This window comes from Clavibacter sepedonicus (assembly GCF_000069225.1).
GTDB lineage: Bacteria > Actinomycetota > Actinomycetes > Actinomycetales > Microbacteriaceae > Clavibacter > Clavibacter sepedonicus.
The window spans coordinates 2,528,143-2,551,112 of record NC_010407.1; the positions used below are offsets into that span (position 1 = coordinate 2,528,143).

Here is a 22,970-nt window from a genome sequence, read left to right on the forward strand (position 1 = left end):
TATAGGATATTGGATCCTCCCACCATGGTCAGAGGTCGCCCGGACACGACGGAGCCCGGGCCGACGCGGGGGTCGCGCGTCGTCCCGGGCTCCTCCCGCGGCGGCTTTCGGGCCCGCTTCGGGTGCGTCACCGTCGCCACGACCCACGGGGGATGGGGTGGCGACGGATCGCTTCGGGTATGTGCGGGTACACGATCCTCGTGATGACGGTATTGAGGATCACGCCATCGTGCCGGATCCGGCCCGACCCCTTGACCTCTCCGTGCCCGAACGGCTAGGTGCTACCGGTCGACGAGCGTGATCTCGAACGAGTAGAGGTCCGGGCGGTAGCAGTGCTGGCCGTACTCCACGGCGCGGCCCGAGCTGTCGAACGCCGTGCGCGACATGGTGAGCACGGCGCCTCCGCGCGGCAGGTCGAGCAGTCGCGCCTCGGATGCGGTGGCCGCGCGGGCGCCGATGCGCTGCTTGGCGACCCGCATGATCACGCCGCGTCCGCGCAGCAGCTGGTAGAGCCCGTGGGTGGCGAGCTCGTCCGGATCCAGGTCGACGAACGGCTCGGGCAGCACGTTGTCGAGGATCGCGAGCGGCACGCCGTCGGCCGTGCGGAGCCGGGTGAGGTGGAGCACGGGGCTGCCGACCGCGACGCCGAGCGCCTCCGCGACCTTCTCGTCGGCCTCGCCGCGCGACGACGACAGCATCGTGGTGGCGGGTGCCTGGCCCTGCCGCTCGAGGTCCTCGTAGAGGCTCGTGAGCTCGACGTTGCGCGTGACCCGGCCGTGCACGACCTGCGTGCCGATGCCGCGGCGGCGCACGAGCAGACCCTTGTCGACGAGGTCCTGGATGGCCCGGCGGATGGTCGGGCGCGAGAGGCCGAGCCGGTTGCCGAGCGCGATCTCGTTCTCGAGCCGCGCGCCCGCTGGCAGCGTGCCGTCGTGGATCGCCGTCTCCAGCAGGTTGGCCACCTGGTAGTAGAGGGGCACCGGGCCCGAGCGGTCGAGCGCGAGGAACAGGTCGGGGGGCAGGATCTGCTCCGGTTGCGTCACGTCGATCGCTCCCTCGTAGGTCAGGTCAACGCCTCATCCTGGCATGCGGCGGTTCAGCGGTCCGCCGCCGCCCGGCCCCCGTCCGGGCCCGGGTCGCGCGCGAGCTCGTGCGCCAGCGAGTCGAGCTCGGCGCCGCCGGCCATGAGGCTCGTCAGCTCGCCGAGCGTGATCTCGTCCTTCTCGAAGGTGCCGAGGCTGGATCCGCGGTTGAGCAGCAGGAACCGGTCGCCCACCGGGAACGCGTGGTGCGGGTTGTGCGTGATGAAGACCACGCCGAGGCCGCGGTCGCGCGAGCGCGCGATGTACCGCAGCACGACGCCGGACTGCTTGACGCCGAGGGCCGCGGTCGGCTCGTCGAGGATCAGCACGCGGGCGCCGAAGTGCACCGCGCGGGCGATCGCGACGCACTGGCGCTCGCCGCCGGACAGGGTGCCGATGGGCTGGTCGACGTCGCGGAGGTCGATGCCCATCTGCGCGAGCTGCTCGTGCGTGACGGCCTTCATGGCCTTCACGTCGAGCCGGCGGAACGGGCCCTTGCCCTTCGTGATCTCGGAGCCGAGGAAGAAGTTCCGCCACACCGGCATGAGCGGCACGACCGCGAGGTCCTGGTAGACGGTCGCGATGCCCGCCTGCAGCGCGGCGCGCGGGGATCCGAGCGTCACCGGCTCGCCGTCGAGGAGCATCGTGCCCTCGCTCGGGGCGTGCACGCCCGCGAGCATCTTGATGAAGGTCGACTTGCCTGCGCCGTTGTCGCCCAGCACGCACGTGACCTGGCCGGCCGCGACCACGGTCGAGACGCCCGTGAGCGCGTTGACGGCCCCGTAGCTCTTCCCGATGTCGCGGACCTCGAGGATGGTCGTCCCGACGGGCGGCAGCGGGGGAGTGGGGCGCCCGCCGGCCTCCTCGGCCGCTCCGGGGATCGCGCCGGCGAGGGGCTCGGACGCGGCGCTCGCGCTGGGGCTGGTCTCGGCGGTCATCGTCCGCCTCCCGCCCGCGTCCGCACCAGGTTGTTCAGCAGCACGGCGGCCAGCAGCATGACGCCGAGGATCGTGCGCAGCCAGTTCGTGTCCCACTGGGCGAAGGTGATGCCCTGGAAGACCATGCCGTAGATGAGCGCGCCGAGCGCCGCGCCGATGGCCGAGCCGAAGCCGCCCGTGAGCAGGCACCCGCCGACGACCGCGCAGATGATGTAGATGAACTCCTGCCCGACGCCCGTGTTCGCCTGCACGGTGGAGGTGCGGAACAGCGAGATCATGCCGACGAGCCACGCGGCGCCCGCGGTGCCCATGAAGAGCCCGATCTTGGTCTTGAGCACCGGCACGCCCACCTGGCGGGCGGACTCCTTGGCGCCGCCGACCGCGAAGATCCAGTTGCCGGCGCGGGTGCGCAGCAGGATCCAGGTGGCGACCGCCGCGACGAGGAACCACCAGAGCACCGAGACGTAGAAGTTCCCGCCGCCGATCCCGAGCGACGAGCCGAAGATCGGTTGGATCGCGTCGTACGACGGCACCTTCGTCATGCCCTGGATGGCGACCTGGCCCGTGATGAGCTTCGTGACCGCGAGGTCGACGCCCGCGAGCGCGAAGAACGTGCCGAGCGTCACGATGAAGCTCGGCAGGCCCGTCTTCATCACCAGGAAGCCGTTGAGCGCGCCGATCGCGAGGGCCGCCGCGAGCGAGACGAGCACCGCGACCCAGATGCTGAGCCCGTAGTGCGACGTGAGGATGCCGACCACGAGGGCGGAGAAGCCCGTCATGACGCCGGCGGAGAGGTCGAACTCGCCGCCGATCATGAGCATCGCGACGGCGACCGCCATGATCCCGAAGGTCGATGCCGACTCGAGCCACACGCCCGCGCCGGCGAGGGTGAGGAACTGCGGCGTGTAGAGGGAGAAGAACACCAGCACGGCGAGGGCGGCCACGAGGGCGCCGATCTCCGGCCGGGCGAGGATCTTGCGGATCGGCCTGTCCTCGAGGCGCGGCCTCGTGGCGATCGTCACGATGTCCGTGGTGGTCAACGCGGGCTCCTTCGGTGGGCGTCGGGCGGTGCGGTGCGGTGGGAGAGAGGGCGGGCCGGGCGCGACGGGTGCGCCCGGCCCGGCCGCCTAGCTGTACTGGGTCATGACGTTGGTGACACTCGGGCCGCGGGCGTGAGCCCGTGGCTTGAGTGGATTCGTTCAGTGTTGTAGTGCTCGATGAAGGGGTCAAGCGCGTCGGCGCGGTGTTGGTTGCCGGTGAAGGGTTGCCGGTAGGCCCACTCGGTCGCGAGGGTCCGGTTGAAGCGCTCGACCTTGCCGTTCTGCCAGGGGCAGTGCGGGCGGATGAACTTCTGCCGCGCGCCCAGGTCCTGGACGGCGTTCTTGAACACGGTCGAGTGCCGGTAGGCGAACGCGTTGTCCGTGATGACCCGCTCGATCCGGGTGATCCCATGCCCGGCGAAGTACGCCGCTGCGCGGGTCAGGAACCCGGCCGCGGTCGCGCCTTTCTCATCGGGATGGATCTCCGCGTAGGCGAGACGGGTGTGGTCATCGACCGCGGCATGGACGTAATCGAACCCGATCCCGCGGCCGCGGACCTGCTCGCTGCGCCCGTGGACCCGCCAGCCGCCTCCGTCCGGGATCCTCCCGAGCTTCTTCACGTCCACGTGGATCAGATCACCCGGATGCTCGTGCTCATACCGGTGCGCCGTTGACCGGGATGCCCGGATCACGGCCCCGGTGACGGGGTCCAACCATGCCAACGGCGGCGCCCCGTGCCGGCGCAGGATGCGGGAGATCGTACGGGATGGAACACCTGTCACCGGCGCCAGCCGCGCAGGACCCGCCCGCAACTGGGCCCGCGCTTCCAGCACGGCCCGTTCCCGCTCCGGGCTCGTTCGCCTCGGTACTGACCGGGGCCGCGATGACCGATCCGTCAGCCCTCGCAGCCCCTCGGCACGGAACCGGTTCACCCATCGATGCGCGCACTGCCGCGACACCCCCAGCTCCCGCGCGACGTGCGCGACCGGCCGACGATCCTCCACCACCCGCCGCACGAGGAGAACCCTCCCGTGAACCGTCAGACGAGCATTACCGTGGGACATCGAGGCCTCCTGGCGATGGTTGAACTGAACAGCTCCATCAAGCCAGGAGGCCTCTTCACACGCCCCGAAGTGTCACCAACGTCATGGCCGAGTACAGCTAGGAGGGGACGCGGGCGGGGGCGTCCGCCCGGTCGGACGCCGGGTCGCCGGCGGGCGCGGGATCGGTCGTGGAATCGGGCGCGGGCGCGGACGCCGCGCTCCCCCGACGGGCCTTCGGCAGCACGCGCGCAAGGTCGAGCACCCCGCGTACGTCGCGGCGCACGGCCGGGACGAGCGCGACGGCGAGCGCGTACAGCACCGCGGTCGTGCCGACGCCCGCGAGGAGCTGCAGCGCGTCGGATCCGGTGTCGACCATCGCGAGCAGCGCGCCCGTCACGACGCTCACCGATCCCACGACGCCGATGATCCGGAGGGCGCCCATGTAGAGCCGGCGCGTCGGGATCGGGGCCTTGCGCGAGAGCCACCACAGCGAGATCGGCCAGCAGATGGCGGGGGCCGCGGCGTACCCGGCGGCGATGCCGACGATGCCGAAGGAGGATCCGATGAGGATGCAGCTGATCTTGATCACGGCGCTCAGCAGCGAGAAGCGGAAGAGGTCGCCCGTGAGGCCGCGCGACACGTAGACCCAGTAGCCGACGAAGGCGAGAGTGTCGAAGATCCCGGCGATGGCGAGGAGGCGGAGGATCGGCGCGACGCTGTCCCACTGCGGCCCGAGGAACACCGCCGTGATCGGCACGGCCGTCGCGGCGACGAGGCCGAGGCCCGCGCCGAGCGTGTAGCCGAGGGCGAGCTGGCCGCGCGCGACGTAGTCGGCGAAGCGGCGCTGCTCGTCGGCGAGGCGCGAGAGCACGGGGATCGCGACCGTGGTGAGGGGGCTGCGGATCTGCGCGAGCGGCGTCATCAGGAGCTGGAACGCGCGGTTGTAGATGCCGAGCGAGCCGGCGCCGAAGCGGAGGCCGACGAGGAACGTGTCGATGTTGTTGCTGACGTAGCCGACCATCTGGCTGGAGACCATGTTCCAGCCGAACCGCAGGAGCGGGCCCATGGGCTCGCCGCGGCGCGGGAGGCGCGGGATCCACCGGGCGAAGCCGACCGCGAGCCCCAGCAGCACGAGCGTCTGCGTGAGCTGCTGCGCGACGAGCGCCCAGTACCCCCAGCCGAGGAGCGCGCCGCCGACGGCGACGAGGAGCGCGACCGCGGGCGCCGTGACGTCGGCCGTCGCGAGCGCGCGGAAGCGGAGGCTCCGGGTGAGGCTCGCGCGGTACTGGGTGGCGAGGCCGTTGAAGACGAAGGTGAGGCTGAGGGCGTGCGCGATGGGGATCAGCTCGTCGTGGCCGAAGACCGCCGCGAGTGGCCAGGCGGCGCAGAAGACGAGCGCGGCGAGCACGAGGCCGATGCCCGCGTTGATCCACCAGAGGTTGTCGCGCTGCGTGCGGCTGAGGTCGCGCGCCTGGATGGCCGCGTTGGAGAGGCCGAAGTCGCGGAAGATCTCGCCGACGCCGATGATCGCGAGCACCATCGCGAGCAGGCCGTAGTCGGTGGGCGTGAGGAGCCGGGCGAGGACGACGACGGACGCGACCTGGATGAGGATCCGGATCAGCTGCGCGCCGATCGTGACGATCGCGCCCCGGGCCGCGCGGGCGCCGAGGCCCTGCGTGGCGGCGGGAGGCGTCTCGGGAGCGGGGGCGGACGCGGGCGAGGCGGGCACGCGGCCGGGGCAGCAGCGCGGGAGGCGGCTGCGTCCGCCGCGGGATCGGCGGCGGGGGCGGGCGCGGAGGAGGGGTCGCCGGGCAGGGCGGGATGCATGGGGCTCCGTCGTCGGGTCGAGGAGGGGGTGGCGATCGGGTCGGCCGCGGGTGACGGCCGGATCACCGCGAGCTCGGGTGTCGGCGGGACCGCCGGGTACGCGGGCCCTGTCCGATGCTAACCGCGCGGTGGCGGGGATCCAGCCCCAGAACGGGTGGGGAGGCTCAGCCCCGCTCGACCCCGCGGCGGATCCGCAGCGCGCGCCGGTACGCGGACGCGTGCTGGGCGCCGGCCCGGTCCCAGTCGCGCGCCCGGAGGTCCGGCGCCGTCGCGCGCGCGCCCGTCTGCACGGCCTCGGTCGCGCGCAGCAGCTCGTCGGGGGTCAGATCGCCGTCGAAGAGGTGGATCCAGCCCGGGCCGACCTCCTCGGCGAGCGCGCGGTTCACGGCGTTGTCGGGCACGAGCACCGGCCGGTCGAGGGAGAGGGCCGCGAGCGCACCGCCGGAGTTGTGCATGAAGCGGTACGGCAGCACGACGAGCTCGGACGAGGTGACGATGTCGACGAGCTCCGCGTCGGACTGGAAGCGCAGGTCGAGGCGGATCCGGTCGTCGCCCGCGGCGAGCGCGCGGATCGTGCCGGCCAGCTCCTCGGAGGAGGGATTGCCGCCGATGCGCAGGGAGAGATCGGCGCCCGCGTCGCCGGCGCCGCGGAACGCTGCGACGAGCTGCTCGACGCCCTTGTACCGGCGGACGAGGCCGACGTAGCCGAGGCGGCCGGGCTCCGCGTCGGCGCGCGGCTCGTCCCGGAACCAGTCGCGGTAGTGGCCGTGCAGGATCGTGACGTGAGGCTGGTCGGCGGGGATCTCCGTGATCGGGTTCACGCGCACCCGCAGCGTCGTCATCCGCTCCATGAGCGCGAGCAGCAGCGACTCGCGGCGGCTGATGCCCTGCGGCCGCTCGAGGTTGTGCACGGTGCGGACGATGGGGATCCGCCGGAGCGTCAGCTTCGCGAGGAGGGCGACCGTGAGCGCCTGGCGCACGGCCTTCTTCAGCGGGCTGTGCCCGTCGACGAGGATCTCGGGCCAGTGCACGTGGAAGACGTCGTAGCGGCCGAGGAGCGCGGTGCGCCAGCTGAAGTGCAGCGGGCGGACGCCGGGGGTGGCGGCGAGCGCGCGGCCGAGCATCACGATGTACGGGTTCGTCGTGGGGCGCGGCGCCTGCGACGACTGGAGGACGACGAGGTCGCGGCCGGGTGGACGGGCGGGGACGGACATGGCGCTCCTGGCGGATGACCGGCGGCGGGTCGTCGGGTGCGCCCTCGGGGTCATCGGTCGAGGAAATAGACTATGCCACCACCCGCCCACCCGAGGGCGGACCCCGAGGGCCGCTCCGCAGGCGAGGCCCCGCCGCACGCCCGACCGATGGGACCCGCATGCCCCGCCCCGCCCTCCTCGCCGTCGTGGTCGTCAACTACGGATCCGCCGACCTCGTGCGGGAGAACGTGCTGCCGCTGGTCGAGCGCCTCGACGACGCGCTGCTCGTGGTCGTCGACAACCGCACGACCCATGCGGAGCGGGAGCGCGTGCGGGAGCTCGCCGCGCATCCGTCGACGCGCGTGCACGGCGTGTACCCGGACGCGAACACGGGCTTCGGCACGGGCATGAACATCGGCGTCGCGGCGGTGCGCGACCTCGGTGCGCGCGAGTTCCTGCTGCTCAACCCGGACGCGACGATCGAGCCCGACCAGCTGGCGGTGCTGCGTGGCGTCGTGGCCGCGGATCCGCTCGCGCTCGTCGCCCCGCTGATCCTCCGGCCCGACGGCAGCACGTGGTTCCGCGGATCCGACCTGTACCTCGCCGACGGCCGGATCCGCTCCGCCGCCCGCCGCGCGCAGCACCCGGGCCAGGCGGTCGAGCCGTGGCTCACGGGCGCGTGCCTGCTCGTGACCGACGAGCTGTGGACCCGCGTCGGCGGCTTCTCCGACGACTACTTCCTGTACTGGGAGGACGTCGACCTGTCGCGCAAGGTCGTGGAGGCCGGCGGATCTCTGGCCGTCGTGGAGCAGGCCGTGGCCGTGCACGCGGAGGGCGGCACGCAGAGCGCCGGCCACGAGAGCGCGGGCCAGGCCAAGTCGGGCACGTACTACTACCACAACATCCGCAACCGGCTCCTCTACGGGGCCCGGCACCTCGACGCCCCGGCGCTCCGCCGCTGGCGGCTGCTCACGCCCGTGATCGCGTACGAGGTGCTGCTGCAGGGCGGGCGGCGGCAGTTCGCGCACCCGGTGGCGCCCGTGACGGCGGCCGTGCGGGGGATCCGCGACGGGTACCGGCTCTCCGGTGGCTGGCGCGCGATGCCGTCGCCCGCGCCGACGTCCGCGGCACCCGCGGCGCCCGTTCGCCCGGTCGCGCCCGCCTCCTCGCTCGTGGTCGCGATCCTCACCTACCGCCGGCCCGACGACATCCGCGCCGTGCTCCCGCTCGTCGCCGCGCAGGCCGCCGACCTCCGCGAGGCCGCCGAGGCCGACCGCACGCTCCCCCGCTCCGTGCGGATCGTCGTGGTCGACAACGACCCGGCGGGCGGAGCGGGCGCGGCCGTGGAGGACGCCGCCGCGGACTCCCCCGTGCCGATCGCCTACGTGCACGAGCCGACGCCCGGCATCTCCGCCGCCCGCAACCGCGCGCTCGACGCGGCCGGCGACGACGACCTCCTCGTGTTCCTCGACGACGACGAGCGGCCGGATCCCGGGTGGCTCGCCGCCCTCGTCCGCGCCCGCCAGGCGACGGGCAGCGCGGGCGTCGCCGGCCCCGTGCGCAGCGAGTACGAGGTCGAGCCGGATGCGTGGGTGCGCGCGGGCGGCTTCTTCACGCGCCGCCGACCCGCGACGGGCACGCGTCTCGAGGTCGCCGCGACCAACAACCTGCTGCTCGACCTCCGCGCCGTACGGACGGCGGGCCTGCGCTTCGACGTCGACCTCGGCACGCAGGGCGGCGAGGACACGCTGTTCACCCGCCAGCTCGTCGCGGCCGGCGCGCTCCTCACCTGGTGCGCCGAGGCGGGCGTCGTCGACGTGGTGCCGCGCGCCCGCACCACGCGCCGCTGGGTGGTGCTCCGCGCCTTCAGCAGCGGGAACTCGTGGAGCCTCACCTCCGTCGCGCTCGCGCCGGCCTCGCCCGCCGCACGCACGCGGATCCGGGCCGAGGCGACCGCGCGCGGGCTCGTGCGCGCGCTCGGCGGCACCGGGCGGATCGCGGTGGGTGCCGTCACGGGCAGCGTCGCGCACCGCGCGAAGGGCACCCGCACGCTCGCGCGCGGCGCCGGCATGGTCGCGGGCGCGTTCGGCTGGTCGTACCAGGAGTACGCGCGGCGCGACTGAGCGGATCCACGCGGCCGGTCCGGCGGCGGCCCGTCCGGCGGCGGCCTCCCCTGGACGGGGGGCTCGTCGGCGCGCGGTGCCGGACGTACGATGCGAGGGCAAAAGACCCGGAATCCTGCGTCGGTCGACCACCCATCGCCCGCCCGCCCCGCGCCGCCGACCCGCCCTGGTCGTCGGGCCCGTCTTCCGCCGTACCCGACGAGCGAAGAAGGCCATGCCCGCACCCGAGAGCACCCCGTCCGACCTGCGTCCGCGCCGCAGCCCGGAACAGCGCAGCCGCCGCGCCCGCACCCGCCGCACCACCGTCGCCGTGATCGGCGCCGCCTCCGTCCTCGCGGTCGCCGCCGTGGTCGGCACGGTCGTGGTGAACGGATCCGGATCCGACGCCCCCGCGGCCGCCGCCGACACGAAGGACTGGTCGGAGGTCGCCCCTACCGCGGGGGCCACCGAGGCCCCCGCCCTGCTCCCCGACGGCGACACCCGCGCCCTCGGCCAGGAGGTCGCGACCACGGTCGGCCTCGACGAGACCGCCACGTTCCCCGGCTCGATCCAGGCGCGCATCGTCTCCGTCACGCCGACCAGCACCGACGGCGGACGCGTGGGCGAGCTGAGCGGCGACGCGGTCGACGTGCGGCTCGAGCTCGTGAACGTCACGGGAGAGACCGTCGCGGTCGACTCCGTGGCCGTCAACGTCTTCTACGGCGCCGACCGCACGCCCGCGACGCCCGCGGACTCCGACACCGTGATCCGCGGCTCGCTCGAGCCCGGCGCGTCCGCGACCGGCGACTACGTGTTCAGCGTGCCGGCCGCCTCCGCCGACGCGATCAGCGTGGTCGTGGCGCGCGACGCCGGGTCGCCGGTGGTCGTGTTCCAGTAGCGGACGACGCGGCGGTCGGTCGCGGGGTCCGCCGCTCGGTCCCGTGGTCTTCGGCGCGCCGGCGCTCGGTCACGTGCCTCGCGACCTCCGCACGAGGAGGCAGCGCCAGCCTGGGGACGACGAGTCAGAACAGCCGGCCCGCATCGGGCGCCGTCCCCAGGTCGCGCACCAGCGCGGGGATGCGCTCGCGGAAGGGGAAGAAGCCGCGCGATGCCATGGGCCACGCGGTGCCGTCCCATCGGCGTCGCACGGTCACCATCGCCACCCCCTCGTCGGCGAGGGCACGACGGAGCCGGTCGTGACGCTCCTGCACGGGCCCGACGGGTGCGTAGGGGACGATGACGGTGTCGAGCCGATCCGACCGCACCCAGTCGATCACCGTCTCGCATCCCGCATCGGCCAGCACGCGCGCGGGCCGTCCGCTGCTGTCGTGCGTGCGAGATGCAGCATCGGCGAGCGCCGCCGTCGTGAAGTCGCGGACCGCATCCGAGACCGCGAGAGGGGACCGCTCCGCCGCGTCGGCGGACACCGCGCTCGATGCGAGCTGATCGACGAGCCCCGGCCTCTCGGCCAGGAGGCTCTCCGCTTCCAGGTCCTCCTCGTGCAGGAGGAGACCGGTCCGCTCCCCCACCGTCCCGACGACATCCTCCGGGTCGAGGGCGGCCCGCGGCGGAAGGGGCTCCTCCGTGCGCGCCGGAGCGGTCACGGCGAGACCTGCCGGGGAGAAGCGGCCCTCGGTGTACCGGGCGATGTTGGCCGCGGACGCCAGGTACGTCTTCCCCCGGGTCTGCAGACCCGCGACCCACCGCCAGGACAGGGTGTTGGACGCGGCATCGCCGTCGAGGAGGTGCCGGTGGAAGAAGTCGGCGCCGAGCTGCCAGGGCAGGCCGAGGGTGAAGATCCAGATGCTCGCGAACCACATGCGCGTGTGGTTGTGGAGGTACCCGGTCTCGACGAGCTCGCGCACCCACGCGTCCATCGCGTCGATCCCGCTGCGCCCGCCGACCGCATCGAGGTACCCCGTCGGGAGATCACCGGCCGTGAGCTCCTCCACGTCCCGGCGGTAGCGGCGCCAGGCTTCCGGGTTCTGCTCCAGCCACCCCTTCCAATAGGTGCGCCAGAACACCTCCTGCACGAACTTCTCCGCCGCGCTCAGACTGTGCCGTGCCAGGACCGCCGCGACGACCTCCTGCTCGGTCACGAGCCGGTGCCGGAGGTACGGGGACAATCCGGACACGTTGTCCCGAGACGCCCCGAGGTCGTGATTGCGGTCGCGCGCGTACGCGGGTCCGGCACGATCGACGAAATCGTGCAGCGCTTCGAGGCCGGCGGCTCTGGTCGGGATGAACATGCCGCCATCCTCCGGCCATGCGCGGGGGGAGAGCTGACCGCGCCCCTCACCGCACGCCGAGCGGATAGGACGAATCCGCCTGAGCCCCCTCGATGGGGTGGCCGCGACCGCGCTTCGCGCCGCGTCGTGCGGATGTCGGGTCATCGTCGGGTGGATGTCGTGTCCCGGACGGATGCCCGCCCCTACCGTGGGGAACATGAACGAGACACGGGTCACCGACCTCCGCACGCAGCGCGGCTGGACCCAGGAGAGACTCGCCAAGACCAGCGGCATCACCGTCCGCACGGTGCAGCGTCTCGAGGCCGGCAACGACGCCAGCCTCGACACCCTCACCCGCGTCGCGAAGGCGCTCGAGGTCCAGGTGCGCGACCTGTTCACCACCGTCGACGAGAGCGACTACGGACGCGCCGTCACCGGCCTCGACGCGCGAGCCGCGCGCCAGCAGGAACGCCGCGACACGATCACCGACGGACTCGAGGCCCTCTACTACGGCATCGGCGCCCTGTTCACGATCGCCGTGATCGTCGGCGTCGCCTCGGACGCGTTCCACAACCTCGCGATCTTCCTCATCCCCGCCTACTGGATCGCGGGGTGGCTGCTCTCGCTCTTCCTGTTCCTCGTCATCGTCAGCCCGCGCCTGTACCGCCGCTACCCGCTGTCGCGCGACCGGAAGCAACCGACATCGGACGCGCGGACCTAGGACGAACGCATCGGGTCACGCCGCGCCGACGTGTCCCGGGAAGGGGTCCCTCCGCGGACCACCGGACCGGTCGACGGGCCCGCCGCTACGGTGGCGGCATGGTCGATCACGCGACGCAGCTCCTCGGCCGCCGACACGTCCTCGAGCGCTTCCAGTGGATCGACGGCGATGCGGACACCTGGACGACGCTGCGCGACCCGGCCGCGTTGCGTGCCGTCGTGCATGCACTGGCCGACCTGCTCGCCGACCGGGAGCTCGACGTGATCGTCGGCATCGAGGCGAGAGGCTTCGTTCTCGGACCAGCGGTCGCGATCGCCCTCGGACTCGGGTTCTCCCCCATCCGCAAGAACGGTGTGAAGTTCCCCGGCGACGTGATCCGACACCGGAGCACGCCGGACTATCGCGGCCGGACGCAGGTCTTCGAAGCGAGACGCGACCATTTCTCGACGGGCCAGAGGGTCGGCTTGGTCGATGACTGGATCGAGACCGGGAGTCAGGCCGTGGCAGCGCAGCGCCTGATCGCGACCGCGGGAGCGGAGCTGACCGCCGTCGCCGTGATCGTCGACGAGGCGAGCGAGGACGTGCGGCACGTGCTGCCGCCCATCAGCTCGATCGTCTCGGCGTCCGGACTTCCCTGAGGAGTCGACACGGGCCCTGCTGAAGCGCGATGGGCAACCCTATACACATCCCTACCGCTACCGGTACGCTTGTGTGCATGCCTGAAGAGAGCGTTGCCGAGTTCGCCAAGCGTGCGGGAGTGTCCCCTCGTCGCGTGCGCGCGCTCATCGAGCAAGGCGCCATCCCGGCCCGCCAGGTGGGTAGGCAGTGGCTCATCGACCAGTCCTGCGCGCACCGCCCCGCAGCCTCCCGCCCGCTAGCCGACCGGATGCGCGCGAACCTCCTGGCGATCCTCTCCGGAGACGCCCCTGAAGGGCTTTCGGCATCCGAACGCGCACGCCTCCGCAGCTACCGCGACGAACTCATGCACAGCCCCGAGCCGGACCGCATCCTCGGTGCCTGGGTCCGCGAGCAGGCGCCTCTGAAGCTCCAGGTCGCTGCCAGCGACCTCGCCGATCTCGCCGCCGATGAACGCATCGTCAAGTCCGGATTCAGCGATCCGCGCGCCGGGATCGCCGCCGCAGGCCAGCTCGAAGCCCGCGTCGCCAAGGATGACGCCGCCGCGATCCGCCGCGCATACCTGCTCCGCCCATCCGAGAGGCCCAACGTCCTCCTGCACCTCGCCGACGAGAGACCACCGTCACCTCTGCCCCTCGGGATGCTCCTCGTAGACCTCGCGCAACATGACGGCGTCCGCGAGCGCTCCCGCGTAGCCGAACTCCTCCGAGAGGTCGACACGTGACCATCACCGCGCCAGCCATGACCCCCGCCCAGGCTGAGGCGTGGCACGCGCTCTTCGAGGTCTACAAGGCGCACCCGGAGGGCTGGGCGCTCGTCGGCGGGCAGATGGTCCACTCGCTCTGCTGGGAGCGCGAGGCGAGCCCGCCCCGGCCCACGCAGGACGCGGACGCCGTGCTCGACATCCGCGCCCAGCCGACCATGCTCTTCGACTTCACCAAGACCCTCACCGACCTCGGCTACGAGTCCGCAGGCGAGTCGCCGTCGATCCTCGAAGGCATGAAGGGTGTGCAGCACCGCTGGGTGAAGGGTGACGCTCAGATCGATGTCCTCATTCCGCGTTTCCTGGGAGAGCGCGCGGACAATCGCACCGGCGTCACGGGCGGCCGCACCATCGCCGCACCTGGCGGCCAAGGCGCTCTCGATCGCTCCGAAGTGATCGAGGTCGCCGTCGAGGGAGTCACCGGGACCGTCATTCGGCCGACGCTTCAGGGGGCCATCGTCGCGAAGGCGTCCGCAATGCTGATCGGCGAGGGCGCCAAGGCGGACCGCCACCTCAACGACCTTTCGATCCTCGCCTCCCTCGTCACCCGAGGCGACCGAGTCGGCGAAGACGTCACCAGAACTGAGGTGGCCAGGGTCCGGGCCGCGTTCGCGATGGTCCTCGCCCGCCCGCCTCTGCATCTCAGCGTCGGCGTGGATGCGGAGACGATCGGGATCGTCCGGGATCAGTTCGTCCTGGAGTGAGAGCGGGAGGCCGATGGATGGTGTTCCTCCGGGTCACGGAGTCGAAGTCGATGAAGAACCGCCTGCACCTGTGCCTCCGCCCGGCCGGCACGACGCGCGACGCCGAGGTGGAGCGGATCCTGGCGCTCGGGGCGCGCATGGTCGACGACCGTCGGGCGACCGACCGCCGCGCGACCGACGGATGGGCGGTGCCCGCCGATCCGGAGGGCGACGAGTCCTGCGTGCTCGGCACCTCCGCCGAGGACGCCGGGATCAGCGAGTGACCGCCTGCCCCGCCTGCCCCGCCTCCGCGCGGTAGTACGCGCGCTTGTCCTTCGTGGGGCGCGCCTTGTTGAGCACGACGCCCAGCACGGATCCGCCCGACTTCTCGACCGCGTCGAGCGCCTCGGAGAGCTGGGCGCGGTGCACGCGCGTCTGGTCGGCGACCACGATCGCGCCGTCGGTCATGCGCGCCACGAAGGCGGCGTCGGCGACGGCGATGAGCGGCGCGGTGTCGATCACGATCACGTCGTAGTCCGCCTTCGCGCGCGTGACCAGTTCCTCCATGCGGTTCGACGCGAGGAGCTCGCTCGGGTTCGGCGGGATCTCGCCGCTGGTCAGCACGTGGAGCGTGCCGTCGCCCCAGGGCTGCACGACGTCCTCGAGCAGCGCCTGGCCGACGAGCACGGTGGTGAGGCCCGCGTCGCCCTCGAGCCCGAGGTACTGCGCGACGACGGGACGGCGGAGGTCGGCGTCGACGAGCAGCACGCGGCGCCCGCCCTCGCTCAGCGACAGCGCGAGGTTCGCGGCGACCGTGGACTTGCCCTCGCCGGGGATCGACGAGGTCACGACGATGCTCGACGACCGGTCGCCGAGGAGCACGAAGCGCAGGTTCGCCTTCAGCTGGCGGAAGCCCTCGGCTGCGGTCGACAGCGGGCGGAGCGCCATCGCGAGGCCCGTGACGCCGCGCTCGCGCTCGAGCGACCCGAGCAGCGGTGCGGACGTCAGGTGCGCGACGGTCTCGGCGGAGCGGACGCGCGTGTCGAGCAGGCGCACGAGCGCGAGGCCGAGGAGGCCCGCGAGGAGGCCGAGGAGCAGGCCCGCGAGCGTGTTGGTGCGGCTGTTCGGTGCCGACTGGCTCTGGGGCTCGGGGGCCTCCTGGATCACGCGCACCGAGACGGTGGTCGACCCCTCCGCCCCCTTCGGCGCGTACGCCTCCGCGGTGTCGCGGAGGCTCGTGGCGACCGCGTTGGCGATCTGCGCGGCGTCGGACGGCGACGGCTCGGTGACGCTGATCTCCATGATCACGGTGTTCTGCGGCGTCGTGACGGTGACGGCGCGCGCGAGCTCCTGCGGCGTCACGTCGAGGCCGAGGCGCGTGATCACGGGCTCCAGCACCGCGGGCGACTCCGCGAGCTCGCCGAACGACAGCATCTGGCTCTGCGTGTAGGTGGCGCCCTGGTTGAGGTCGCTCGCGCTGGATCCGCTGCTCAGCGAGAAGTAGAGGCGGGACTGCGCGGTGTACACGGGCGTCGCCAGCTGGGACAGGCCGAACGCGACCGCGCCGCCCGCGAGCGTGGCGGCGACCACGACGTACCAGAGTCGGCGGAGCAGGGCGGTGAACTCGTGGAGCGTCATCGTGAGGGGGTTCTTCCGGGTAGGAGCTGCGGGGCGGTGGTGCGGGCGGGATCGGGGTGGGCGTCGAGGTCGGCGTCGGCCGGTGCCGCGGCGGGGCCGGGCGGCGGCGCGGGCAGGGGCACGGCGTCGCGGCGGAGGATCTGGCTGGTCGCCGCGACCCCCGCGAGGAACCACACGAGCGTCGCGTACTGCGTGATGAGCGCGACCGAGGCGAGCGCCGGGATCTGCGCGACGAGCGCGATGATGGCCGCGGTCGCGTGCCCCCGCAGGACCAGCCAGACGCCGACCGCGAGGGCGACGAGCACGGCGCCCGCGACCAGCAGGCCGAAGGTGAGGCCCGTGAGCACGAGCTGGCTGTCGATCGAGCGGAACGGCCCGAAGAAGACGCGGCCGTCGCTGCCGCGGTGGGCCTCGGGGGTCGTGCCGAGGATCCCCATCCCGGGCACGAGTCCGTAGAGGTCGCCGCGGTAGTCGGAGCTGGCGCTCGCCTCCGTGCCCGCGTCGTCGAACACGGACTGCACGAAGGGCGCGACCGCGGCCGCGACCACGACGATGCCGGCCGTGACGGTCGCGCGCACGCGGATGGAGATCGCGTCGCGGAGGAAGACGATGGAGAGGACGAGGCCCAGCACCGCCCCGAGCATGCCGACGCGGCTGAAGGTGAGGACCGCGCCGAGCATCATCACGGCCGTCATCCCGAGGCGCGCCACGAGGCCGAAGCGGGACGCGAGCGTCAGCGGGATCGCGATGGCGAGCGCCGAGCCGAGCGCGATCGAGTGCCCGTACGCGCCCTCCGCCCGGACGATGCCGCCGCGCCCCTGCAGCGTCGCCCACGTCTCGCGGAGGCCCGCGTTCCCGGGCAGGAGCACGAACGGGTTCCAGCCGGTGACGAACTCGACGATCGCGAGCGCGGCGACGACCGTGAAGACCACGGCGACGATCCGCTCGAGCGATGCCATGCCGATCCGGTGCGCCGCCAGCCGCCCGAGCAGGTACCCCGGCAGCGCGTAGGTGAGGAACGTGACGAGCGTGGACATGCCGATGCCCGCGCCGCCACCCACGACCACACCGGCGAACCCGGCCGCGGTCATCAGCACGACGAGCACGTCGAGCGGGGAGACCCGGAAGCCCGGCACGGGCACGATCGCAAGGATCACGAGCACGGCCGCGACCGTGGACGGCGGGAGGTGGTAGCCGCCGAGCGGCACCCCCGACCAGACCGGCACGAAGGAGAGCACGACCAGCCAGAGGCCGACGGCCGTGCGCGGCATGCGCCGGAGGACGAGCAGCAGGAGCGCGCCGCCCGCGAGCGCGATGCCGAGGACGAGCAGGGTCTGGAGGCCGGATCCGGCGAGCAGGGCGCTCATCGCGTCCCCTCCCCCGGGAGCGCGCGCAGGCGTGACGGCGCCATGACTCCCCCTCTCATTCCCCCGGCCGCTGGACGGCCCTGTCGATCATCTCAGTGCGATGCCCGGCGGGCGGGTCCGCGTGGGACCCGCCCGCCGGGGCGTCGTCATCCGGCTCCTAGCTGTACTGGGTCATGACGTTGGTGACACTCGGGCCGCGGGCGTGAGCCCGTGGCTTGAGTGGATTCGTTCAGTGTTGTAGTGCTCGATGAAGGGGTCAAGCGCGTCGGCGCGGTGTTGGTTGCTGGTGAAGGGTTGCCGGTAGGCCCACTCGGTCGCGAGGGTCCGGTTGAAGCGCTCGACCTTGCCGTTCTGCCAGGGGCAGTGCGGGCGGATGAACTTCTGCCGCGCGCCCAGGTCCTGGACGGCGTTCTTGAACGCGGTCGAGTGCCGGTAGGCGAACGCGTTGTCCGTGATGACCCGCTCGATCCGGGTGATCCCGCGCCCGGCGAAGTACGCCGCTGCGCGGGTCAGGAACCCGGCCGCGGTCGCGCCTTTCTCATCGGGATGGATCTCCGCGTAGGCGAGACGGGTGTGGTCATCGACCGCGGCATGGACGTAATCGAACCCGATCCCGCGGCCGCGGACCTGCTCGCTGCGCCCGTGGACCCGCCAGCCGCCTCCGTCCGGGATCCTCCCGAGCTTCTTCACGTCCACGTGGATCAGATCACCCGGATGCTCGTGCTCATACCGGTGCGCCGTTGACCGGGATGCCCGGATCACGGCCCCGGTGACGGGGTCCAACCATGCCAACGGCGGCGCCCCGTGCCGGCGCAGGATGCGGGAGATCGTACGGGATGGAACACCTGTCACCGGCGCCAGCCGCGCAGGACCCGCCCGCAACTGGGCCCGCGCTTCCAGCACGGCCCGTTCCCGCTCCGGGCTCGTTCGCCTCGGTACTGACCGGGGCCGCGATGACCGATCCGTCAGCCCTCGCAGCCCCTCGGCACGGAACCGGTTCACCCATCGATGCGCGCACTGCCGCGACACCCCCAGCTCCCGCGCGACGTGCGCGACCGGCCGACGATCCTCCACCACCCGCCGCACGAGGAGAACCCTCCCGTGAACCGTCAGACGAGCATTACCGTGGGACATCGAGGCCTCCTGGCGATGGTTGAACTGAACAGCTCCATCAAGCCAGGAGGCCTCTTCACACGCCCCGAAGTGTCACCAACGTCACGGCCGAGTACACCGTAGTTCCTCGGGAGGTTGTGAACGCTGGGGCGGATAGCGAAGACCTCCGGGACGATGTGAGTTACCAAGCACACGTCATCACCGGAGGTCTTCGTGACTCACGCTAACGCCCCGTTCACTCCCGCGGGCAGGGTTCGGCTTGCCCGGTTGATCATCGAGGACGGGTGGCCGGTCCGGCGTGCGGCGGAGAGGTTCCAGTGCTCGCCGCCGAGTTCCTCGTGTTCACGCCGAGGAACGTCGCGGTGTCCGCGGTCGCGGCGCTCACATCGCGGAGGTCCGCAGCCTCGACCCGGCATGGACCGCACTCGGCGTACCAGAAGTTGACCACGAGGACCTTGCCCCGGAACTGGTCGGCCGTCACCGTCGCGCCCGCCGGGTCCTCCGCCGTGAAGGACACCGGCTCGCCGCGGTCGTCCGAGGTGAACTCGGTCACGCGGCCGTCGCCCGACATGACCCCATCACCCGAACGCGAGCGCTGCGCGAGGTCGTCGGTCGCCGTGCAGCCCGCGAGCGCGATCGCCGCCACGAGGGCGACGGCGGCGGCGAGGGAGCGGCGGGGCACGCCGTCATGCTATGTCGCGCGCCTCGCGGAGCCGCCACGCGTGCCCGACCCGCCCGGCCCGCCGCCCGAATGTAAAGCTCATGTGAACACTTCGCGGCCGCGTCCCACCCCTGCGTATCGTGCTCAGCACCTCCCGGCCCGACGCGTCGCCGGTCGAGCGGGAGGATCCCCCACCCGCGAACGCCGACACGCACGGAGGCTTCCATGCCATCCGCACCGCAGCTGCACAAGAGCCTCACGCAGAGGCAGCTCACCATGATCGCGATCGGCGGCGTCATCGGCGCAGGCCTGTTCGTGGGATCCGGGGTGGTGATCAACGGCGCGGGCCCCGGCGCGTTCCTCACCTACGCGATCTCCGGCGTGCTGATCATCCTGGTGATGCGCATGCTCGGCGAGATGGCGACCGCGAACCCCAGCACCGGCTCCTTCACCGACTACGCCCGGCACGCGCTCGGCGGCTGGGCCGGCTTCTCGATGGGCTGGCTCTACTGGTACTTCTGGGTCATCGTCGTGGGATTCGAGGCGGTCGCCGGCGCAAAGGCCCTCACGTACTGGTTCGACGCGCCGCTCTGGCTCCTCTCCCTCGGCCTCATGGCGCTGATGACCGCCACCAACCTCATCTCCGTCGGCGCGTTCGGGGAGTTCGAGTACTGGTTCGCGGGGATCAAGGTGGCCGCGATCATCCTGTTCCTCGGCCTCGGCAGCCTCTACGTGATGGGCATCTGGCCGGGCCGCTCGCTCGACTTCTCGAACCTCGTCGCGAACGGCGGCTTCTTCCCAAACGGCGTCGGCGCGATCTTCTCCTCGGTCGTCGTGGTGATCTTCTCGATGGTCGGCGCGGAGATCGCAACGATCGCCGCCGCCGAGTCGAAGGACCCCGCGAAGGCCATCCGGAAGTCGACCAACTCCGTCATCCTCCGCATCTCCCTCTTCTTCGTCGGCTCGCTCTTCCTGCTCGCGGTGATCCTCCCCTGGGATTCCACGGAGCTCGGCGCCTCCCCGTTCGTGAGCGCGTTCGACCGCATGGGCATCCCGTTCGCGGGCGACGTGATGAACGCGGTCGTCCTCACCGCCGTGCTCTCGTGCCTGAACTCCGGCCTCTACACGGCGAGCCGCATGCTCTTCGTGCTCGCGGCCCGACGCGAGGCCCCTGCGCGGCTGGTGAAGGTGACCGAGCGCGGCGTCCCGCGCGCGGCGATCCTGCTCTCGTCGGTCGTCGGCTTCCTCTGCGTGATCGCCGCGGCCGTCTCCCCCGACACCGTCTTCCTGTTCCTGCTCAACTCCTCGGGCGCGATCATCCTGTTCGTCTACCTGCTGATCTCCATCTCGCAGATCGTCCTCCGCCGCCGCAGCGGATCCGCGGGCCTGCCGGTCAAGATGTGGCTGTTCCCGGGCCTCTCGATCGTCACGGTCGTCGGCATCCTCGCGGTGCTCGCGCAGATGGCGCTCGACCCCGAGATCCGCCCGCAGCTCGTGCTGAGCCTGGTCGCGTGGGCGGTCGTGCTGGTGCTGTACGTGGTGACGAAGGCGCGGGGCGGGTCGGTGGATCCGGCGGACGCGACCACGGACGCGGCGCCGGAGGTCGCCGTCCCCGCCGCACGCGAGGCCTGATCCCGCCCGCCGGGGCGCACCTGGCCGCTGGCTAGGCTGGCCGCATGGCGACAGTGATCCTCGTGCGGCACGGACGCACCACAGCGAACGCGACCGGGATCCTGGCGGGGCGCACCCCCGGCGTCGACCTCGACGACACCGGACGCGACCAGGCGGACCGCGCCGGCGACCGGCTCGCCGCGGTGCCGCTCGCCGCCGTCGTCTCCAGCCCGCTGCAGCGCTGCTGGGAGACCGCGCAGCGCATCCTCGAGCGGCAGCAGGGCACGCCGCCCCAGCCCGTCGACCCCGACCTCACCGAATGCGACTACGGCGACTGGCAGGGCCGCCCGCTCAGCGCGCTCGCCACCGAGGACCTCTGGAAGACCGTCCAGGCGCACCCGTCGGCCGTCGTCTTCCCCGGCGGCGAGTCCATGGCCGGGATGCAGGCGCGCGCGGTCGCGGCGATCCGCCGGCACGACGCCGCCATCGAGGCCGAGCACGGGCCGGGCGCCGTGTGGGTCGCGGTGAGCCACGGCGACGTGATCAAGTCGATCCTCGCCGACGCGTACGGCATGCACCTCGACCTGTTCCAGCGCATCGACGTGGGCCCCGCGTCCCTCTCCATCGTCCGCTACGGCGCGGGCCGACCGACCGTGCACGCGACCAACACCGACGCGGGCGACCTCTCGTGGCTCGCGGCGGGCACCGGAGCGGGCGATGCGCCGGTCGGCGGCGGCGCCGGGCACACGACGCCGTGATCCTCCCCGCATAGAGTGGACGCATGCCCACACGAGCCCTCGAATTCGACTGGCCCGACCGGGCCGTGGTCGGCACCATCGGCCTCCCGGGCGCGCGCACGTTCTACTTCCAGGTGCGCTCCGGCCCGCAGCTCGTGACCATCGCCCTCGAGAAGCAGCAGTCCGCGCTGCTCGCCAAGAAGATCGACGAGATCCTCGACCAGCTCGTCACGGTCGAGGGCAACCCGTTCAGCATCCCGGAGAGCACGCCCCCGGAGCTCGTCGACAACGACCCGCTCGAGGAGGTCGACGAGCGCTGGCGCACCGGTGCCATGGGCCTCGGCTGGGATCCGACGAAGGCCCAGGTGGTCATCGAGGCCTACCCGCTGGCGGAGGACGACGACAGCGACGACTTCGACCTGCCGAGCGCCGACGACGACGCAGCCGACACCGAGATGCTCGTGGTGCGGATGCCCGTCGGCGCGGCCCGCGCGTTCGCGAAGCGCACCCACGAGATCGTCGGCGCCGGCCGCCCGATCTGCGCCCTGTGCGGCTACCCCATCGACCCCGACGGGCACATTCACACCTTCCCCGACGAATGATGTCGGAGACGGACCCGCTGGACGGCGAGCTGATCCTCACCGGCCGCATCCGCACCGCGTCGAACGCGACGTTCCTCGGCACCATCGGCGACACGGTCGTCGTCTACAAGCCGATCCGCGGCGAGAACCGGCTGTGGGACTTCCCCGACGCGGTGCTCGCGCATCGCGAGGTCGCCGCCTGCATCGTCTCCGAGGCGCTCGGCTGGGGCATCGTCCCCCGCACGTGGCTGCGCGACGGCCCCGCGGGCGAAGGCATGGTGCAGCTCTGGCAGGACGAGGATCCCGACCAGGACGCCGTGGACCTGCTCCCCGTCGACGAGGTGCCGGAGACCGGCTACAAGACCGTGCTCGGCGGCGAGGACGAAGACGGCAACACGGTCGCCCTCATCCACGAGGACACCCCGGCGCTCCGCCGCATGGCCGTCTTCGACGTGATCGTCAACAACGCCGACCGCAAGGGCTTCCACGTGCTCGCGATGCCCGATGGGCACCGCTTCGGGGTGGATCACGGGCTCACGTTCCACGAGGAGCACAAGCTGCGGACGGTGCTCTGGGGGTGGGTCGGGGAGCCGCTGACGGCGGAGGAGCTCGAGGGTGTGGATCGGGTGCTCGCCGGGCTGGATGGGGAGCTGGGGCGGGAGTTGGCGGAGCTGCTGACGGCGGAGGAGGTCGCGGCGTTGGCGGAGCGATGCACTCGCTTGCGTGCCGAGGCGCGCTTCCCGGCGCCCGCTGGGCAGCAGTCCGCGGTGCCCTGGCCGCTGTTCTAGCGGCACGCCGAAAACGGGTCGCCAAGAGCGGGGCCCCGTACCGGGCTCAGGCGCTGAACCGAAACTGCACCATCTTGCGGTCCTGCACGACTTACTCTTTGCGCCTGGCTCGAGCGCTGCTCTTGGTGCACCCTGCGGCGATGCGTTCCGTCTCGACCAAGTCGTGGAGGGACACGCCCTTCGTCTTCAGGCAGCCCAGGTCCAAGTCCACTGGCATG

At 72.3% G+C, this 22,970-nt stretch carries 22 protein-coding genes and 1 pseudogene; 12 read left to right on the plus strand and 11 right to left on the minus strand.

Annotated features, from left to right (window positions below; translation table 11 throughout):
• Positions 1 to 281: 281 nt before the first annotated feature.
• The 6 genes from CMS_RS11765 to CMS_RS11790 form a co-directional block, all read right to left on the minus strand.
• Positions 282 to 1,043, minus strand: coding sequence for a GntR family transcriptional regulator (locus CMS_RS11765; protein ID WP_012299660.1), 762 nt, complete (start codon positions 1,041 to 1,043; stop codon positions 282 to 284).
• A gap of 53 nt (positions 1,044 to 1,096) precedes the next feature.
• Entirely contained in the window at positions 1,097 to 2,020 is a 924-nt protein-coding gene (locus CMS_RS11770) for an ATP-binding cassette domain-containing protein (protein WP_012299661.1), read from the minus strand.
• Complete coding sequence (locus tag CMS_RS11775) at positions 2,017 to 3,060, minus strand: ABC transporter permease (RefSeq protein WP_012299662.1); 1,044 nt, start codon at positions 3,058 to 3,060, stop codon at positions 2,017 to 2,019. Before CMS_RS11775 ends, CMS_RS11770 begins: the two co-directional genes overlap by 4 nt.
• Positions 3,061 to 3,161: 101 nt before the next feature.
• The gene (locus CMS_RS16685) at positions 3,162 to 4,124 is read right to left on the minus strand and encodes an IS481-like element IS1121 family transposase (RefSeq protein WP_012299003.1); all 963 of its coding nucleotides are present in this window, start codon (positions 4,122 to 4,124) and stop codon (positions 3,162 to 3,164) included.
• A 97-nt stretch (positions 4,125 to 4,221) separates the two neighbouring features.
• Positions 4,222 to 5,832, minus strand: coding sequence for a lipopolysaccharide biosynthesis protein (locus CMS_RS11785; protein ID WP_012299663.1), 1,611 nt, complete (start codon positions 5,830 to 5,832; stop codon positions 4,222 to 4,224).
• 262 nt (positions 5,833 to 6,094) lie between these two features.
• Positions 6,095 to 7,144, minus strand: coding sequence for a glycosyltransferase family protein (locus CMS_RS11790; protein ID WP_012299664.1), 1,050 nt, complete (start codon positions 7,142 to 7,144; stop codon positions 6,095 to 6,097).
• 158 nt (positions 7,145 to 7,302) lie between these two features.
• On the opposite strand from CMS_RS11790, the gene CMS_RS11795 reads away from it, so the two are divergent.
• Positions 7,303 to 9,246, plus strand: a complete 1,944-nt coding sequence (locus tag CMS_RS11795; protein WP_012299665.1) for a glycosyltransferase family 2 protein — start codon at positions 7,303 to 7,305, stop codon at positions 9,244 to 9,246.
• A gap of 214 nt (positions 9,247 to 9,460) precedes the next feature.
• Positions 9,461 to 10,123, plus strand: a complete 663-nt coding sequence (locus CMS_RS11800; RefSeq protein WP_012299666.1) for a hypothetical protein — start codon at positions 9,461 to 9,463, stop codon at positions 10,121 to 10,123.
• A gap of 124 nt (positions 10,124 to 10,247) precedes the next feature.
• On the opposite strand, the gene CMS_RS11805 is transcribed toward CMS_RS11800, so the two are convergent.
• Positions 10,248 to 11,360: an FAD-binding domain-containing protein gene (locus CMS_RS11805; RefSeq protein ID WP_198433866.1), complete on the minus strand. Its 1,113-nt coding sequence runs from the start codon at positions 11,358 to 11,360 to the stop codon at positions 10,248 to 10,250.
• 310 nt (positions 11,361 to 11,670) lie between these two features.
• On the opposite strand from CMS_RS11805, the gene CMS_RS11810 reads away from it, so the two are divergent.
• From CMS_RS11810 to CMS_RS11830, 5 genes are all read left to right on the plus strand, one after another.
• Entirely contained in the window at positions 11,671 to 12,174 is a 504-nt protein-coding gene (locus CMS_RS11810) for a helix-turn-helix domain-containing protein (RefSeq protein WP_012299668.1), read from the plus strand.
• Positions 12,175 to 12,272: 98 nt separating this feature from the next.
• The gene (locus CMS_RS11815) at positions 12,273 to 12,812 is read left to right on the plus strand and encodes a phosphoribosyltransferase family protein (RefSeq protein WP_012299669.1); all 540 of its coding nucleotides are present in this window, start codon (positions 12,273 to 12,275) and stop codon (positions 12,810 to 12,812) included.
• 77 nt (positions 12,813 to 12,889) lie between these two features.
• Positions 12,890 to 13,534: a helix-turn-helix domain-containing protein gene (locus CMS_RS11820; protein ID WP_041465026.1), complete on the plus strand. Its 645-nt coding sequence runs from the start codon at positions 12,890 to 12,892 to the stop codon at positions 13,532 to 13,534.
• Positions 13,531 to 14,277 carry a hypothetical protein gene (locus CMS_RS11825; RefSeq protein ID WP_012299671.1) on the plus strand — a complete coding sequence of 249 codons (747 nt, stop codon included), beginning with the start codon at positions 13,531 to 13,533 and terminating at the stop codon, positions 14,275 to 14,277. Before CMS_RS11820 ends, CMS_RS11825 begins: the two co-directional genes overlap by 4 nt.
• A 17-nt stretch (positions 14,278 to 14,294) precedes the next feature.
• Positions 14,295 to 14,540 carry a VOC family protein gene (locus tag CMS_RS11830; protein WP_158309444.1) on the plus strand — a complete coding sequence of 82 codons (246 nt, stop codon included), beginning with the start codon at positions 14,295 to 14,297 and terminating at the stop codon, positions 14,538 to 14,540.
• Here the strand turns inward: CMS_RS11830 and CMS_RS11835 are convergent.
• The 3 genes from CMS_RS11835 to CMS_RS16690 all read right to left on the minus strand — a co-directional run bounded on the left by CMS_RS11835 (position 14,530) and on the right by CMS_RS16690 (position 18,395).
• The gene (locus tag CMS_RS11835) at positions 14,530 to 15,894 is read right to left on the minus strand and encodes a polysaccharide biosynthesis tyrosine autokinase (RefSeq protein WP_012299673.1); all 1,365 of its coding nucleotides are present in this window, start codon (positions 15,892 to 15,894) and stop codon (positions 14,530 to 14,532) included. The genes CMS_RS11830 and CMS_RS11835 overlap by 11 nt on opposite strands.
• Positions 15,891 to 17,261: a hypothetical protein gene (locus CMS_RS11840; protein ID WP_012299674.1), complete on the minus strand. Its 1,371-nt coding sequence runs from the start codon at positions 17,259 to 17,261 to the stop codon at positions 15,891 to 15,893. The genes CMS_RS11835 and CMS_RS11840 overlap by 4 nt, the downstream gene beginning before the upstream one ends.
• Before the next feature lie 171 nt (positions 17,262 to 17,432).
• A complete protein-coding gene (locus CMS_RS16690) occupies positions 17,433 to 18,395 on the minus strand; it encodes an IS481-like element IS1121 family transposase (protein WP_012296866.1) in 963 nt (320 codons plus the stop codon).
• Between the two features lie 192 nt (positions 18,396 to 18,587).
• Between CMS_RS16690 and CMS_RS17150 the strand changes: the two are divergent.
• A pseudogene (locus tag CMS_RS17150) lies at positions 18,588 to 18,698 on the plus strand (IS481 family transposase); the annotation flags it as partial.
• Here CMS_RS17150 and CMS_RS11850 read toward each other — a convergent pair.
• The gene (locus tag CMS_RS11850) at positions 18,646 to 18,945 is read right to left on the minus strand and encodes a TlpA disulfide reductase family protein (RefSeq protein ID WP_223842788.1); all 300 of its coding nucleotides are present in this window, start codon (positions 18,943 to 18,945) and stop codon (positions 18,646 to 18,648) included. The pseudogene CMS_RS17150 and the gene CMS_RS11850 overlap by 53 nt on opposite strands.
• Positions 18,946 to 19,260: 315 nt before the next feature.
• Here CMS_RS11850 and CMS_RS11855 point away from each other — a divergent pair, with 315 nt between their 5' ends.
• The 4 genes from CMS_RS11855 to CMS_RS11870 are packed head-to-tail and all read left to right on the plus strand — an operon-like array spanning position 19,261 to position 22,752.
• Positions 19,261 to 20,667 (plus strand): amino acid permease, encoded by a 1,407-nt coding sequence (locus CMS_RS11855; protein WP_012299675.1) that lies wholly within the window; start codon positions 19,261 to 19,263, stop codon positions 20,665 to 20,667.
• A gap of 44 nt (positions 20,668 to 20,711) precedes the next feature.
• A complete protein-coding gene (locus CMS_RS11860) occupies positions 20,712 to 21,404 on the plus strand; it encodes a histidine phosphatase family protein (RefSeq protein ID WP_012299676.1) in 693 nt (230 codons plus the stop codon).
• A 23-nt stretch (positions 21,405 to 21,427) separates the two neighbouring features.
• On the plus strand, positions 21,428 to 21,985 hold the full coding sequence (locus tag CMS_RS11865; protein ID WP_041464660.1) for a DUF3090 domain-containing protein: 558 nt from the start codon (positions 21,428 to 21,430) through the stop codon (positions 21,983 to 21,985).
• On the plus strand, positions 21,985 to 22,752 hold the full coding sequence (locus CMS_RS11870; protein ID WP_041464661.1) for an SCO1664 family protein: 768 nt from the start codon (positions 21,985 to 21,987) through the stop codon (positions 22,750 to 22,752). Before CMS_RS11865 ends, CMS_RS11870 begins: the two co-directional genes overlap by 1 nt.
• The last annotated feature ends 218 nt before the right edge of the window (positions 22,753 to 22,970 follow it).

What these genes read in the sequence shown, in the direction of transcription:
- CMS_RS11810 (WP_012299668.1), top strand. Translation starts at nt 11,671, where the DNA reads ATGAACGAGACACGGGTCACCGACCTCCGCACGCAGCGCGGCTGGACC.
- CMS_RS11800 (WP_012299666.1), top strand. Translation starts at nt 9,461, where the DNA reads ATGCCCGCACCCGAGAGCACCCCGTCCGACCTGCGTCCGCGCCGCAGC.
- CMS_RS11830 (WP_158309444.1), top strand. Translation starts at nt 14,295, where the DNA reads ATGGTGTTCCTCCGGGTCACGGAGTCGAAGTCGATGAAGAACCGCCTG.
- CMS_RS11790 (WP_012299664.1), bottom strand. Translation starts at nt 7,144, where the DNA reads ATGTCCGTCCCCGCCCGTCCACCCGGCCGCGACCTCGTCGTCCTCCAG.
- CMS_RS11835 (WP_012299673.1), bottom strand. Translation starts at nt 15,894, where the DNA reads ATGACGCTCCACGAGTTCACCGCCCTGCTCCGCCGACTCTGGTACGTC.
- CMS_RS11815 (WP_012299669.1), top strand. Translation starts at nt 12,273, where the DNA reads ATGGTCGATCACGCGACGCAGCTCCTCGGCCGCCGACACGTCCTCGAG.
- CMS_RS16685 (WP_012299003.1), bottom strand. Translation starts at nt 4,124, where the DNA reads ATGTCCCACGGTAATGCTCGTCTGACGGTTCACGGGAGGGTTCTCCTC.
- CMS_RS11770 (WP_012299661.1), bottom strand. Translation starts at nt 2,020, where the DNA reads ATGACCGCCGAGACCAGCCCCAGCGCGAGCGCCGCGTCCGAGCCCCTC.
- CMS_RS11865 (WP_041464660.1), top strand. Translation starts at nt 21,428, where the DNA reads ATGCCCACACGAGCCCTCGAATTCGACTGGCCCGACCGGGCCGTGGTC.
- CMS_RS16690 (WP_012296866.1), bottom strand. Translation starts at nt 18,395, where the DNA reads ATGTCCCACGGTAATGCTCGTCTGACGGTTCACGGGAGGGTTCTCCTC.
- CMS_RS11855 (WP_012299675.1), top strand. Translation starts at nt 19,261, where the DNA reads ATGCCATCCGCACCGCAGCTGCACAAGAGCCTCACGCAGAGGCAGCTC.
- CMS_RS11820 (WP_041465026.1), top strand. Translation starts at nt 12,890, where the DNA reads ATGCCTGAAGAGAGCGTTGCCGAGTTCGCCAAGCGTGCGGGAGTGTCC.
- CMS_RS11795 (WP_012299665.1), top strand. Translation starts at nt 7,303, where the DNA reads ATGCCCCGCCCCGCCCTCCTCGCCGTCGTGGTCGTCAACTACGGATCC.
- CMS_RS11850 (WP_223842788.1), bottom strand. Translation starts at nt 18,945, where the DNA reads ATGTCGGGCGACGGCCGCGTGACCGAGTTCACCTCGGACGACCGCGGC.
- CMS_RS11840 (WP_012299674.1), bottom strand. Translation starts at nt 17,261, where the DNA reads ATGAGCGCCCTGCTCGCCGGATCCGGCCTCCAGACCCTGCTCGTCCTC.
- CMS_RS11860 (WP_012299676.1), top strand. Translation starts at nt 20,712, where the DNA reads ATGGCGACAGTGATCCTCGTGCGGCACGGACGCACCACAGCGAACGCG.
- CMS_RS11870 (WP_041464661.1), top strand. Translation starts at nt 21,985, where the DNA reads ATGTCGGAGACGGACCCGCTGGACGGCGAGCTGATCCTCACCGGCCGC.